13 protein-coding genes are annotated in these 13,317 nt (G+C 71.4%); 7 read left to right on the top strand and 6 right to left on the bottom strand.

Going from position 1 to position 13,317, the window contains the following annotated elements; translation table 11 throughout:
• Positions 1 to 94 precede the first annotated feature (94 nt).
• A complete protein-coding gene (locus tag Aco04nite_RS06440; protein ID WP_212996250.1) occupies positions 95 to 1,537 on the bottom strand; it encodes a glycoside hydrolase family 3 N-terminal domain-containing protein in 1,443 nt (480 codons plus the stop codon).
• 80 nt (positions 1,538 to 1,617) lie between these two features.
• Here Aco04nite_RS06440 and Aco04nite_RS06435 point away from each other — a divergent pair, with 80 nt between their 5' ends.
• Genes Aco04nite_RS06435 through Aco04nite_RS06425 form a run of 3 tightly spaced genes read left to right on the top strand, consistent with a single transcriptional unit; the run spans position 1,618 to position 4,584 of the window.
• On the top strand, positions 1,618 to 2,796 hold the full coding sequence (locus Aco04nite_RS06435) for an ROK family transcriptional regulator (protein ID WP_212996249.1): 1,179 nt from the start codon (positions 1,618 to 1,620) through the stop codon (positions 2,794 to 2,796).
• Positions 2,793 to 3,662: an ABC transporter ATP-binding protein gene (locus Aco04nite_RS06430; RefSeq protein ID WP_438874897.1), complete on the top strand. Its 870-nt coding sequence runs from the start codon at positions 2,793 to 2,795 to the stop codon at positions 3,660 to 3,662. Before Aco04nite_RS06435 ends, Aco04nite_RS06430 begins: the two co-directional genes overlap by 4 nt.
• Positions 3,663 to 3,672: 10 nt before the next feature.
• Positions 3,673 to 4,584, top strand: a complete 912-nt coding sequence (locus Aco04nite_RS06425; protein WP_438874896.1) for a ribokinase — start codon at positions 3,673 to 3,675, stop codon at positions 4,582 to 4,584.
• On the opposite strand, the gene Aco04nite_RS06420 is transcribed toward Aco04nite_RS06425, so the two are convergent.
• The 4 genes from Aco04nite_RS06420 to Aco04nite_RS06405 all read right to left on the bottom strand — a co-directional run bounded on the left by Aco04nite_RS06420 (position 4,581) and on the right by Aco04nite_RS06405 (position 6,982).
• A complete protein-coding gene (locus Aco04nite_RS06420; RefSeq protein ID WP_244875783.1) occupies positions 4,581 to 5,486 on the bottom strand; it encodes a methyl-accepting chemotaxis protein in 906 nt (301 codons plus the stop codon). The genes Aco04nite_RS06425 and Aco04nite_RS06420 overlap by 4 nt on opposite strands.
• Entirely contained in the window at positions 5,483 to 6,025 is a 543-nt protein-coding gene (locus tag Aco04nite_RS06415) for a PAS domain-containing protein (RefSeq protein ID WP_212996247.1), read from the bottom strand. Before Aco04nite_RS06415 ends, Aco04nite_RS06420 begins: the two co-directional genes overlap by 4 nt.
• A gap of 25 nt (positions 6,026 to 6,050) precedes the next feature.
• Positions 6,051 to 6,431: a DoxX family protein gene (locus Aco04nite_RS06410; protein ID WP_244875782.1), complete on the bottom strand. Its 381-nt coding sequence runs from the start codon at positions 6,429 to 6,431 to the stop codon at positions 6,051 to 6,053.
• A 74-nt stretch (positions 6,432 to 6,505) separates the two neighbouring features.
• Complete coding sequence (locus Aco04nite_RS06405) at positions 6,506 to 6,982, bottom strand: DUF6232 family protein (protein ID WP_212996246.1); 477 nt, start codon at positions 6,980 to 6,982, stop codon at positions 6,506 to 6,508.
• A gap of 88 nt (positions 6,983 to 7,070) precedes the next feature.
• On the opposite strand from Aco04nite_RS06405, the gene Aco04nite_RS06400 reads away from it, so the two are divergent.
• The 4 genes from Aco04nite_RS06400 (at position 7,071) to Aco04nite_RS06385 (ending at position 11,887) form a co-directional block, all read left to right on the top strand.
• Positions 7,071 to 7,844, top strand: coding sequence for an enoyl-CoA hydratase/isomerase family protein (locus Aco04nite_RS06400; protein WP_212996245.1), 774 nt, complete (start codon positions 7,071 to 7,073; stop codon positions 7,842 to 7,844).
• Positions 7,845 to 7,905: 61 nt separating this feature from the next.
• Positions 7,906 to 8,433: a hypothetical protein gene (locus tag Aco04nite_RS06395; protein ID WP_212996244.1), complete on the top strand. Its 528-nt coding sequence runs from the start codon at positions 7,906 to 7,908 to the stop codon at positions 8,431 to 8,433.
• 51 nt (positions 8,434 to 8,484) lie between these two features.
• Positions 8,485 to 10,200, top strand: coding sequence for an Hsp70 family protein (locus Aco04nite_RS06390; protein ID WP_212996243.1), 1,716 nt, complete (start codon positions 8,485 to 8,487; stop codon positions 10,198 to 10,200).
• Between the two features lie 64 nt (positions 10,201 to 10,264).
• Positions 10,265 to 11,887 (top strand): acetolactate synthase, encoded by a 1,623-nt coding sequence (locus tag Aco04nite_RS06385; protein WP_212996242.1) that lies wholly within the window; start codon positions 10,265 to 10,267, stop codon positions 11,885 to 11,887.
• A 60-nt stretch (positions 11,888 to 11,947) separates the two neighbouring features.
• Here the strand turns inward: Aco04nite_RS06385 and Aco04nite_RS06380 are convergent, their stop codons facing one another.
• On the bottom strand, positions 11,948 to 12,889 hold the full coding sequence (locus Aco04nite_RS06380; protein ID WP_244875781.1) for a class I SAM-dependent methyltransferase: 942 nt from the start codon (positions 12,887 to 12,889) through the stop codon (positions 11,948 to 11,950).
• Positions 12,890 to 13,317: the final 428 nt, after the last annotated feature.

Genomic DNA, 13,317 nt, shown 5'->3' with positions numbered 1-13,317 from the left:
AGCGGCTTAATCGGGCGCGGTGATTACTCTGTGTCATTGCAAGCGTGTGTGCGGAGAGTGAAGAGGCAGCGGCGGGTGGCGGCCCGCCGCTGCCTCAGTCCCGGGGGTGGAGCAGGCCGAGCGCCGCTGCCGCGGCCCTGCCGTTGACCTCGCCGGCGCCGTAGGTCGTCAGGAACGCCCGGGCGCTGGTGGGGCGCCAGTCGGACGGCCACCCCATCTCCACCACCGCACCAGTATGGCGCCTGGTGAGCGATTCGATCAGGTACCGGCTCTCCTCGGTGCGGTGCAACCGTCTGCCGATGATCACGATTGGCCGCGATCCGGCCCGGCCGATGAGCTCATCGGGCGAGGTCGAGGCCGCTGCGATCGACAGGGCCGGCACGCCCAGACCCCAGGGGACGCGGCCCTCGACGATGGTCGGGCCGGTGTGCAGTTTGACCACCAGGGCGTTGCCGAAACCCTCGGCCGAACCCTCGACGCGCAGCGCACGCCGAGCGACCTCCCACCCGATGCCCGCAATGGGGGCGTCTGCGGCGGGGGCGCCTGCGGCGGGGGTGAGCGCTGCGGTCCGGGCCGCGGCGTCCTCCAGGCGGGTGCGGGGGAGCCGGCCGTCGGCGACCGCGGTGACGATGTCGGTGACCACGGTGTCGACCAGGGCGGGGGTGACGTGGGCGCCGAGGCAGAGCAGGTCGGCGCCCGCGGCCAGCGCCAGCACCGCCGCCGGGCCGGGGCCGCCTGCAACCTCGGCGGCGCCGCGCATTTCCAGGGCGTCCGTGATGATTGCGCCGCTGAACGCGTACTCATGGCGAAGTAGGTCTTGCAGCACGGCGCGGGAGAAAGTCGCCGGGCCCGCACCGGTCAGAGCCGGGATTCTCAGGTGTGCGGTCATGATCGCGGCTGTTCCGGCGGCGATGGCCGCGGCGAACGGCGGAAGGTCGCGCTCCCGCAGCACCGGGATGGGAACGTCGACCACGGGCAGGCCGAGATGGGAATCCGTGCGGGTCGCGCCGTGGCCGGGGAAGTGCTTGGTGCAGGCCAGGACGCCTGCCGACTGCAGACCCGCGACCGCTGCCGCCGTGTGCCGGGCGACGAGGGCCGGGTCGGAGCCGAAGGAACGCGTACCGATGACGGGATTGTCGTCCGTGGTGTTGACGTCCGCCACGGGGGCGAAATTCAGGGTGATGCCGCACGCCGCCAGCTCAGAACCGATCGACGCGTACGCCATCCGCGTCGACAGAACGTCGTCGACCACCCCGAGCGCGGCGTTCCCCGGGTACGGGCTCCCCGTGCGGTGGGCCAGCCGGGTCACGTCGCCGCCCTCCTCGTCGGTGGCGATGAGCGTGTCCCGGCGTACCGAGCGTAGTCGGGTGGTGAGATCCGCAGTCTGTTTCGGGTTTTCGATGTTGGTCCCGAAGAGCGTGACCCCCGCGAGCCCGTCAGCCAGCAGGGCGAGCAGCCATTCCGGAGCGTTTTTGCCAACAAAAGCCGCAAGAATGGTGCCCAGGGCGAGGCGTTGTAGCCCTGGGTCGATCGGCATGGTTACCTTCCCACCGATACGCTGCGGCGCGTCCGGATACCGTGATAGCAAATCATCCTCAATACCTAGGGGACGTAGTTATGGCCGCCACCCGCTTGCCGGGCACACCCAGGCTGCTGCGCGCGCTCAACGACCGCGCCGCGCTCGAGCTGCTGCTCGCGAAGGGGCCGCTGACCCGCGCCCAGCTCGGTGAGATGACCGGGCTGAGCAAGGTCACCGCCTCCCAGCTGGTCGAGCGGCTGGAGGAGCGTGGTCTCGTCCGCCGGGTCGGCGAGCAGGCCGGTGGGCGTGGACCCAATGCCCAGCTCTACGCCGTGACTCCCGGTAGCGCGTACGTCATCGGCGTCGAGGTCCTGCCCGACCGCGTCGTGGCGGCGTGCGCGGACATCACCGGCGAGATCGTCGGGCGCAGCGAGCAGTCCACCCAGGACATCGAGGACCCGGTCGGCGCCGTGCACAGCGCGGTGCTCGGGGCGGCGGCCGCGGCCGGCACCACGCTCGAGTCGGTACGCCGGGTCGTGCTCGGCACCCCCGGCCTGGTCGACCCGAAGACCAGCGAGGTCTCGTTCGCGTTCGACCTGCCGCGCTGGCACCGGGGACTGCTCGCCGACCTGCGCAAGGACCTCAGCGTCCCGGTCGTCTTCGGCAACGACGTCAACCTGGTGGCCATCGCCGAGCAACACGCCGGTGCGGCCAAGGGCGTCGACGACTTCGTGCTCATCTGGGTCGACCGCGGCGTCGGCCTGGCCAGTGTCATCGACGGGCGGCTGCACCAGGGCAGCACGGGCGCGGCGGGCGAGATCGGCTACCTGCCGGTCGCGGGCACCGAGCCGCCGCACAACGCCTCCCAGCGCGGGGTGAAGGGCGGCTTCCAGACGCTCGTCGCCGCCGACGCGGCCAAGGCGATCGGCAAGAAGTACGGCTTCAAGGGCGCCGAGGCCGCCGACGTGATCCGCGCCGCGCTGGCAGCGGGGGAGAAGGGCGCGCCGGTGCTCGACGAGCTGGCCCGCCGGCTCTCGCTCGGTGTCGCCGCGACCTGCGTCGTGCTCGACCCGCCGCTCGTGGTGCTCGCCGGCGAGGTCAGCCAGGCCGGTGGCGCCGCGCTCGCCGAGCGGGTACAGGCGGAGGTCGCCTCGATCACCCTGGTGGCGCCGAAGGTCGTGGTGAGCGAGGTCGCCGTCGAACCGATCCTCAACGGTGCCCTGCTGTCCGCCCTCGACGCCGTCCGTGACGAAGTCTTCGGATCAACCACGGGGTGAGCCTCGGCACGCCGTCTTATCCCGGGCGGCGTGCGTGGTTGGATGGACGCGTGCTCGACGCAGCGACCCCCACACCCCCCGACGACGACACCGTCATCTCCTTCGACCGGGTGAGTGTCATCCGCGGCGGCAACTATCTGCTGCGGAGTCTCACCTGGCAGGTCGAGCTCGATGAGCGGTGGGTGATCCTGGGCCCGAACGGCGCCGGGAAGACCACTTTGCTCAACCTCTCCTCCGCGCGGCTGCACCCGTCCCAGGGCGTCGCGTGGGTGCTGGGGGAGCGGCTCGGCCGCACCGACGTCAACGAGCTGCGGACCCGGGTCGGCATCACGACCGGTCAGCTCGCCGAGCGGGTGCCGCCGGCCGAGCGGGTCCTCGACGTCGTGGTCACCGCCGCGTGGTCGGTGGTCGGCCGCTGGCGGGAGAGCTACGACCCGCAGGACGAGGCCCGTGCCCGGGCGCTGCTGGAGCAGATGGGCATGGGCGGGCTCACCGACCGCGAGTTCGGCACCCTGAGCGAGGGCGAGAAGAAGCGCACCCAGATCGCCCGCGCGCTGATGACCGACCCCGAGCTGATGCTGCTGGACGAGCCGACCGCCGGGCTCGACCTGGGTGGCCGCGAGGACCTGCTGGCCCGGCTGACCGAGCTGGCCGAGGACCCCGACGCCCCGGCCATGGTGCTGGTCACCCATCACGTCGAGGAGATTCCACCCGGCTTCACCCACGCGCTGCTGCTGCGCGAGGGTACGGTCGTGGCGTCCGGGCTGCTCGGCGAGGTGCTGACCGCGGACAACCTGTCCAAGACGTTCGGCCTGCCGCTGGTCATCCAGCGCCACGGCGACCGCTACACGGCCCGCGCGGCCTGAGGAGCTGACCATGGCCGACTCCCTGCCGCGGATCGTCGTCGCGGGCAGCGCCAACATGGATCTGGTGGGGCTGGCCGAGCGCCTGCCGCTGCCCGGCGAGACGATCCTCGGCGACGACTTCATGATGACGCCCGGCGGTAAGGGCGCCAACCAGGCGATCGCCGCCGCCCGGGCCGGTGGCAGCTGCACGTTCCTCGGCGCGATCGGCTCGGACGCGTTCGGGGTGACCATCAAGGCCCGGTTGAACGCGTCCGGCGTGGACACCGCGCACGTCCGCACCAGCTACGGCTCGTCCGGCGTGGCGGTCATCATGGTCGACCGCGCCGGCGAGAACACCATCATGGTCAGCCCGGGCGCCAACAGCACCTTCGCCGGCCTCAGCGCCGCGGAGGAAGCGGTGATCGCCGAGGGTGACGTGCTGATCTGCCAGCAGGAGATCCCGGTCGAGACGGTGACCGCGGCGGCGAAGGCGGCCCGCGAGGGTGGCACCCGCACGATTCTGAACGCCGCACCCGCCCGGCACCTGCCGCCGGAGCTGCTGTCGGTGATCGACCTGCTCGTGGTCAACGAGGGCGAGGCCACGGCGATCACCCAGACCCGGGAAGCCGACATGGGTGCGCTTCTCGAGCTGGTCCCGCGGGTGGTCCTCACCCTCAGCGGCAAGGGCTCCTGGTACGCCGACCGCGACGGCGCCGACGAACGCATCCCGCCGTTCCAGGTGGACGTCGTCGACACGACCGCCGCCGGCGACGCGTTCACCGGGGCGCTGGCCGTTGCCTGGGGCGAGGGGCGGGACCTGGTCGAGGCGATCCGCTGGGCGAACGCGGCGGGCGCGGCCTGCGTACGCAAAGTCGGTGCCTCCAATGCCCTGCCGTCCCGTGCCGAGATCGACGCGCTGTACGCGAAGGGTGCCGCTGCCTAGGACTGGCGGGCCATGCTGACGAAGCGGAAGACCTCGCCGCGGAGCACCTCGGCGAGGTTGCTCAGCCCGGCGGTGCCCGATTCGTGGCCTCCGTCGACCGCTGCGGCGATGCCGTTGATCAGGTTCGCCATCTCGCGGATGCTGCCGGTCACCGAGTCCAGCACGTTCACCGCGTCGGCGGCGGCGTGCTGCACGGTGTTGACCTGGCCGAGGATCTCCTCGCTGGACGCGCTGGTCTCGTTCGCCAGGGCCTTGACCTCGCCCGCCACGACGCTGAAGCCGAGCCCCGCCTCGCCGGCCCGGGCCGCCTCGATCGTCGCGTTCAGGGCCAGCAGCCGGGTCTGTGCCGCCACCGAGTTGATCAGGTCCACGGCGCGCCGGATCTGGTCGGACGCCGTGGTCAGTGACGTCACCGTGTCCACTCCGCGCTCGGCGTCACCGACCGCTCCCTGGGCGAAGTCGGCGAGCCCGTTCGCCGACGCGCCCATTTCCGTCGCGGCCGTCGCCACCTGCTCGGCGACCGTGAGCACGGCCGATTCCAGCTCGTCGGCGAGCTGCAGCCGGGACTGCGCGGCCGCGGCCATGGCGGCGGCCGACGCGCTCATCTGATCGCCGGACTGGGAGATCTGGACGGCGGCACTGCGGAACGCGCCGCGCATGCCCCGGGTGAGGAACCGGCGGTGGTAGCGGCCCTCGGCGGCGGCCCCGAGCGCGGCGCCGGACTCCCGGACGAACGCGTCGGTGATGTCGAGCAGGCTGTTCAGCGCCGCGCGGGCCGCGTGCGCCTGGTCCGATTCGCCGATCGCGGGCAGCCGGACCTCGAAGTCACCGGCAGCGGCCTTCCCGCAGACCTCGGCGATCATCCGCAACATGTCGTCGTTGCCCGTCGGCGGCGTTTTCACGAGGCGCTTCCGTTGGTCAGCTCCCAGACGAATTCGTCGTAGGTCTGTCCCCGGTTGCTCAGGGTGTCCTGCAGCATCGACCACCCGGCGTCGAGCGCCTCGGGGGTGCTGTTGTGCCGGCGTTCCTCGGCGCTCAGCCTGCGGTAGAGCTCGGCGGCCGCGGTGACAGCGGCCTGCTCGGGGCGGCGCCGGCTCGAGTGGTATCCGACCAGGTGCCCGTTCTGGTCGAACGAGGGCGTCACGTGCGCGAGCACCCAGTAGTGCGCGCCGTCCGATGCGAGATTCACGACGTACGCGAAGAGCTCCTGCCGGCTCTTCAGGGTGTCCCACAGCAGTTTGAACACGGCCCGGGGCATGTCGGGATGCCGGATGAGGCTGTGCGGCCGGCCGATCGCCTCGTCCTCGGTGAGCGCCGAGAGCCGCAGGAAGACATCGTTGGCGTAGGTGAGCAACCCGCGCGGATCCGTCTTCGTCACGATGATCTCGTCATCGCCGAACGTGCGCTCGATTCCGGTCGGGGCAACCTTGGTGGCCTTCATGATGTCCCGATCGTGCCGGATATTTTTACATCTTTTTCACTTTTCCGGCGACTTGCAACCCCCACAGGACCAACGGCACCTGCAGCGGCAGTCGGCCGTAGGCGATCGCACGCTTGGCCGGCGAGGCGTGCCGCCAGTCCACGGCCATCTTGACGTTGGCGGGGAAGACCGCCGCGAAGAGCCCGGCCGCGGCCAGGCCACCCAGGGCGCGCGTCCGCGGCACGGCGATCGCGGCGGCGATGGCCAGCTCGGCGGCGCCGCTGACGTACGTGTAGGTTCGCCGGCTGCCGGGCAATGAGCGCGGCACGATCCGGTCGAAGGGGCGCGGCTTCGCGAAGTGCAGCACCCCGCTGGTGGCGAGCACCCCGGCGAGCGCCAGCGCCTGCACTGAGTCTCTTCTCGTCACGCCTGGTCTCCTTGGGGAAAGGTCACGCCTGGTCTCCTTGCGAAAAGGTCACGCCTGGTCTCCTTGCGAAAAGGTCACGCCTGGTCTCCTTGGGAAACGGTGTCCTGGTCCAGCGCGCGTTGCAGCGCCCGGTAGATCTGGCCGAAGCGCTGCCGGTTGTTCGACCGCAGCAGCAGCACCCGGGTGCCACGCACTTCCGCCCAGATCTCGAGCGGGTGGCTGCCCCGGTCGTGGGAGCGGTCCACGAACTCCAGCAGCACGTCGGCGAGGGGGAGAGCGACCAGCCCGATCAGGATGCCGCCACCGACGAGGGCGATGGTCACGGCGGTCGAGGCCTCGACCAGCACGGCGATCGAGATGCCGATCGCGCCGATCAGCACGGGGACGAGAACGGCGAGCCCGAGCACGCCCCGCCCGGCCACCGCCGACCACTGCCGCCGCCCGCGGGAGTGCCAGACACGCGCGAGCTCGCTGAGCCGGTAATCGCGGCCGTCCATCCGGATCCCGGTCGACGTCACCAGCACGTCCCCGTCCCGGTAGTAGGTGATCATGGCGCCTCCCTCGTTCCGAATGGTAGTTACCCGCGGGCTCGCGCCTTACCCTGTCCGGGGACGTTAACGATCGATCGGGAGGCACCTGGTGGGCGAGTTCGTGGAGCTGGAGATCAACGAGGCGATCGGGACGATCCGGTTGGGCAGGCCCCCGATGAACGCGCTCAACACCCAGATCCAGGAGGAGCTCAGGGAGGCCGCACGGGTCGCGGCCGCGACACCCGAGGTCCGTGCCGTCATCGTGTACGGCGGGGAGAAGGTCTTCGCCGCCGGTGCCGACATCACCGAGTTCACCACCACGACCTTTCAGGACATGACCGTACGCGCGGAGGCGCTGTCGAGTGCCTTCGACGCGGTCGCCCGGATCCCCAAGCCGGTCGTCGCCGCGATCACCGGGTATGCCCTCGGCGGCGGTTGCGAGCTGGCGCTGGCCTGCGACTGGCGGGTCGTCGCGGCGGACGCCAAGCTCGGGCAGCCCGAGATCAAGCTGGGCATCATCCCCGGTGCGGGCGGCACGCAGCGGCTGGCCCGGCTCGTCGGACCCGCCCGGGCCAAGGACCTGATCTTCTCGGGCCGCATGGTCGACGCCGAGGAGGCGCTGCGGATCGGTCTCGCTGACCGGGTCGTTCCGGCAGCCGAGGTGTACGCGGCCGCGGTTGAGCTCGTCCGGCCGTACCTCACGGGTCCGGCACTGGCCCTGCGCGCGGCGAAGCAGGCGATCGACAGTGGCCTGAACATGGATCTCGCCTCGGGGCTCGCGTTGGAGAGTCACCTTTTCGCTGGTCTTTTCGCGACCGAGGACCGGGTCGAGGGCACCACGGCCTTCGTCGAGAAGCGGAAGCCGACATTTACCGGAAAGTGATCATGGTATTACCGAGAGGGGATCTCGCGGATATCGATCTGTTGCCATAAAGTTCCCCTCTGTGACGATGCCTGGGGTGGGCGCGACATCGGCGAGGCGGACGGTGACCGTCGCCGTGATGCTGGTCGTCGGTCAGGCGCTGCTCTGCGGTGTGATCGGGTTTGTCACTTTCGGTGGCAAGCAGGAACACCTCTCGGCAGCGCCGCGCACCGCGGACGCCCCGGTCGTGGTGGACCCACACCCGACCGGTCGCCCCGCCTCGGCGCCGCCCTCCTCCGGCACGGCTTCGCGCAGGCTCTCCCGTTCCCGGCTCCCGCCTGCCCCTCCGCCGGTTGTCACACCTACTTCCCGTCCTTCTTCTTCCCCTCCTGCCCTCACCCCGTTTGTTGCCACCTCTCCTGCCCCCACCTCTCCCGCCGCCACCACCACGCCGCCCGACCTGGCGTTGCTGCCGCCGGAGAAGGACGACGCGCCGGTGGTCCGGGGAATCTGTGAAATCGAGGGCAGCACCGACCGGACCAAGGACGGGCAGGCAGTCCGGTGCACCCGCGGTCACGACGGCCGCCTTCGCTGGCGGCCCGTGCGGTAACGCGCCCTTGCCCTGATCAACTCGTGTGCGCCACCCCTTACACTGGCGCGCATGTCCATCGACCAGGGTCGGCACGCGCTCGGCGTCGACTTCGGCACCTCGAACACGGTCGCCGTGGCGCGCTGGCCCGACGGCCGCGCCCGCCCGATCATTCTCGACGGCTCGCCGCTGCTGCCCTCGGCCGTCTACTCCGAGCCCGACGGCACGCTGCTGGTCGGCCGGGACGCCGTGCACAGTGCCCGCCGTGACCCCGCCCGCTTCGAGCCCAACCCGAAACGGCGCATCGACGACGGTCTGGTGCTGCTCGGCGAGCGTGAGTTCCCGGTTGTCGACCTGATCGCCGCCGTTCTGGTCCGCGTCGTCGAGGAATGGCACCGCGCGGTCGGCCCGGTCCGGCCCGAGACCACCCTCACCTGCCCCGCGACCTGGGGCGCCACCCGGCGGGGCCTGCTCGCCGAAGCGGCCGGGCGGGCGGGACTGGAGCGGGTGCGGCTCGTCGCTGAACCCGTCGCGGCGGCCACCTACTTCGCCGAGGTGCTCGGCCGGGACGTACCCATCGGCTCTGTCGTCGTGGTGCACGACTTCGGGGCCGGGACGTTCGATGCGAGCGTGGTCGCGCGTACGGCCGAGGGCTTCGAGGTCCTCGCGGTCGACGGCCGTGACGACCTCGGCGGGCTGGACATCGACGCCGCGATCGTGGAACACCTCGGCAAACTCTGCGCCGAGCGGGACCCACAGGCCTGGCAGCGGCTCAGCGAGCCGACGACGCTCGAGGAACGCCGGGCCCAGCGCCAGCTCTGGGACGACGTGCGCATCGCGAAGGAACGGCTGTCCCGCAGCCAGTCCGCGGACGTGATGATCCCCCTGCTCAACGTCGAGATGCACGTGACCCGGGACGAGCTGGAAGAGCTCGCGCGCCCGATCCTCGACCAGACCGTGCAGGTCACCCAGGAGCTGCTGCGCTGGGCCGACCTGCCCGACGGCCGCCTCGCCGGCGTCTTCCTGGTCGGCGGCGCCAGCCGGATCCCGCTCGTCGGCACCCTGCTGCACCGCGCCCTGGGCGAGGCGCCGGTCGTCATCGAGCAGCCCGAGCTCGTCGTCGCCGAGGGCAGCATCCTCGCCGACGCGGCCCTGCTGGCCACCGAACCCGCCGCCCCCGGCCCGACCTCGGAGATGCGGCTGCTCTCCCGCGAGGCCCCTGCCACCCGCGGCAAGCGGGTCACGGTCGACGACATGGAGACGGTCCCGCAGTCCCGCCGCGACCTGAACCTCGGCGGGGGCGACTTCACCGGCGGCATGCCACCCGCGGTCGACCCATGGCCGGACGCCGAGCACCACTGGGTGCCCGATCCCGAGGCAACGTCCCCGATCTCTCAGGACATCGCGGTCACCGCCCCGGTCTCGCCGCCGGCCGCCCCGACCCAGAAGGCGGCGCGGCCTTCCTCGCCCGCTCGTCCTGCCACTTCTCCGGCGCGGCCTGCTTCGTCTGCGCGGCCTGCTTCTTCTGCCCGGCCCGCTTCTTCTGCGCGGCCTGGTTCATCTGCGCGGCCTTCTTCGCAGCGGCCGCCGACTGTGGGGTGGCAGGCGCCGCCGGCACCGGCTCGCAAGCGCGGGGGGATGCGGGTCCTCCAGGTGCTGCTCAGCATCCTGGTGCTCGTTGCCGTACCGGTGCTCACGCTGCTCGTGGCGTACAGCCTCACGTCGGGTGTCTCGTTCGGTTCCAGCGTCTCGTATCTCATCGACGATCTCAGTCGCCTGCTGAGCTGAACCCGTGCCCGTTCGGCGGTAGCGTGCTGGGCAGGCACGGGCCGATCGAGGGGAGCACTCGGGTATGGGCGACATGATCGAGGGGCACGGCGGGGAGCTGGCGCTTGCGGCGCTCCGGGCGTACGGGATCCGGGAGCTCTTCACCCTCTCCGGAGGCCATGTCTTCCCGCTCTACGACGCCGCCCACAAAGCCGGTTTCCCGATCTACGACGTGCGCCATGAGCAGTCGGCGGTGTTCGCCGCCGAGGCCGTCGCCAAGCTGCAACGCCGTCCGGGTCTCGCGGTGCTCACGGCCGGCCCCGGCGTCACCAACGGCATCTCGGGCCTGACCAGCGCGTTCTTCAACGCCTCCCCGGTCCTGGTGCTCGGCGGGCGGGCCCCGGCCTTCCGCTGGGGATCCGGCAGCCTCCAGGAGATCGACCACATCCCCCTGGTCTCCTCCATCACCCGGTACGCCGCCACGGTGCCCGACACGGCATCCATCCCGGGCTCCGTGCAGGCCGCACTGACCGCCGCGCTCACCGCGCACCGCGGCCCGGCCTTCCTGGACCTGCCGCTCGAGGTGCTGTTCTCCAGTGCGGACGTGCCCACCCCCGTCGCCGACCCGATCCCGGTCATCACCGCGGACCCGGCCGACGTCGCGAAAGCCGCCGAGCTGCTCGCCTCCGCCGCCCGTCCGGTGATCATCGCGGGCTCCGACGTCTGGGCCGGCGACGCGATCGAAGCCCTGACGGCGGCCGCGGAAGCCTTGCAGATCCCCGTCTTCACCAACGGCATGGGCCGCGGCGCGCTGCCGCCCGGCCACCCGCTCAACTTCGCCAAGGCCCGCCGGGCGGCGTTCAGTGAAGCCGACGTCATCGCGGTCATCGGCACACCCCTCGACTTCCGCCTCAACTTCGGCGAGTTCGACCCCGCCCAGGTCATCCACATCGTCGACGCCCCGTCCCAGCGGGCCACCCATGTCCAGCCGGCGGTGTCCCCGGCCGGCGACCTGCGCGCGACCCTCACCGCGCTCGCCGACCACACCGGCAAACGCGCCGACCACAGCGAATGGACGGCCGGCCTGCGCGCCGCCGAGGACGCGGGCCGCTCCCGGGACGCCGCCGCCATGGCCGCCGAAACGGACCCGATCAAGCCCGCCCGCGTCTACGGCGAGCTCCGCAAGGTCCTCGCGCCGGACGCTGTGACTATCGGCGACGGCGGCGACTTCGTGTCGTACGCGGGCCGCTACCTCGAGCCGTCCCAGCCCGGGACGTGGCTCGACCCGGGGCCCTACGGCTGCCTCGGCACCGGCATGGGCTACGCGATGGGGGCCAGGGTGACCTATCCGGACCGGCAGATCTGCGTGCTGATGGGCGACGGCGCGGCGGGCTTCTCCCTCATGGACGCCGAGTCCCTGGCCCGCCAGAACCTCCCGGTGGTCATCGTGGTCGGCAACAACGGCATCTGGGGCCTGGAAAAACACCCCATGCGAGCCATGTACGGCTACGACGTCGCCGCCGACCTGCAACCGGGCCTGCGCTACGACGCCGTGGTCGAGGCGCTGGGCGGAGCCGGCGAAACGGTCACCAAGTCGAACGACCTCGAGCCGGCCCTGACCCGCGCCTTCAACGCCGGCGTCCCCTACCTGGTCAACGTCATCACCGACCCTGAGGACGCCTACCCCCGTTCGTCCAACCTCGCCTGAGCCTCGTCCGCTGTCCGCCGCGACCGCCGACCGCGGGCCGTTCGCGGTCGGCCGGCAGGCTCAAGCCCGCAGCGCCCGGGTGCAGCGGGTGATGTAGGGCATGCTCAGCGCGTCTCGCCCCTTCAGATCGGGATGCGAGTCCAGCAGCTCCCCGACCTCACCGAGGAGCTGCGTGCGGTCCTGCTCGGGAAGCACGATCACGTAGCTCCGGGATGCCACCATGTCCAGCAGCTCCGCGCGGCTGAGGGTGTGCCGCCACCGGATCTCCGTGCGCTCGACCTGCTCGAACGGGCTCGGCAGGACCGGCTCGGTGTCGATCTCCTGCCGCGTGTGCTGATGCAGAACATTGTCCAGCAGCGCCACCCAGGGCTCCGCATGATCACGCACGTTCCACACCAGACTGAGTGTCCCCCCGGGCCGCAGCACCCGGGCAACCTCGGGAACGGCGAGCGCGGTGTCGACCCAGTGCCACGCCTGAGCCACTACGACGGCGTCGACGCCGTCATCGGGCAGGGGAATGCTCTCCGCGGACCCGGCCCGCACAGCGACCCCCGGCACCGCGGCAGCCAACTGCGCCCGCATCTCCTCCGACGGCTCCACCGCCACGACATCCAGCCCGGCCGCCACCAGCAGCTCGGTGAACTTCCCCGTCCCGGCACCCAGATCGAGCACCCGCCTCGCCCGCCGCGGCACCGCAAACTCCACCGCCGACTGCGGATAGCCAGGCCGCCCCCGCCGATAAGCCTCAGCCGCCGCCCCGAACGAACCCGCATGAGCCTGCCGGGACCACCGTCGAGTAGCCCCCTGCCGCGTCATCCCGCACGCCTTACCGATCTCATCCCAGCTGGCAACCCGCCCCCGCCGCAACTCATTGATGATCGACGTCCGCCGCCCCTCCATCGCCATGATCGACTCCGTCAACCGCCCCAGCCCCACCAACCCACCCGGCGCCGCAACCGCATCGACATGCCCTACCAGATCCACGTTCGCGCCATCACCCATGCGGGCAACGTATGTTGCCCGGTTTGGCCGTGTCAACACTTGCTGCCTGCACGTGAGGAGCAGCAGACGTTGCTCCGCATCGGCGCGAGGCGTTGGTCTCGATTCTGCTGAGCGGCTGCGCCTAACTGGGTGCGGCTTCGGGATCGGCTCGCGGGCCGCACTGGGAGGTGTCCGGTACGGCCGACGCGTGGTGCCCGGTTGCCCAGTGCCCAGTGCCCAGCCCGCGGTGCGTGGTGCCCAGGGCTCAGTGCGCGGCCCGCGGTGCGTGGTGCCCAGGGCTCAGTGCGCGGCCCGCGGTTCCCAGTGCCCGGAGTGCGACGCCCAGTATCCGGCGCTGTGTGCTGTGCGGTCTCCGAACGGGTGTCCGGTGCGCGGTGCGGTCCCGTTGTGTGGTGGCCGGGTCGATCCCGGTTCCGGTTTTGGTTCCG

This window comes from Winogradskya consettensis (assembly GCF_018332715.1).
Classification (GTDB): Bacteria; Actinomycetota; Actinomycetes; order Mycobacteriales; family Micromonosporaceae; genus Actinoplanes; species Actinoplanes consettensis.
The sequence above is the reverse complement of the archived record's forward strand: the minus strand, read 5'-3'. Positions and strand labels throughout refer to the sequence as shown.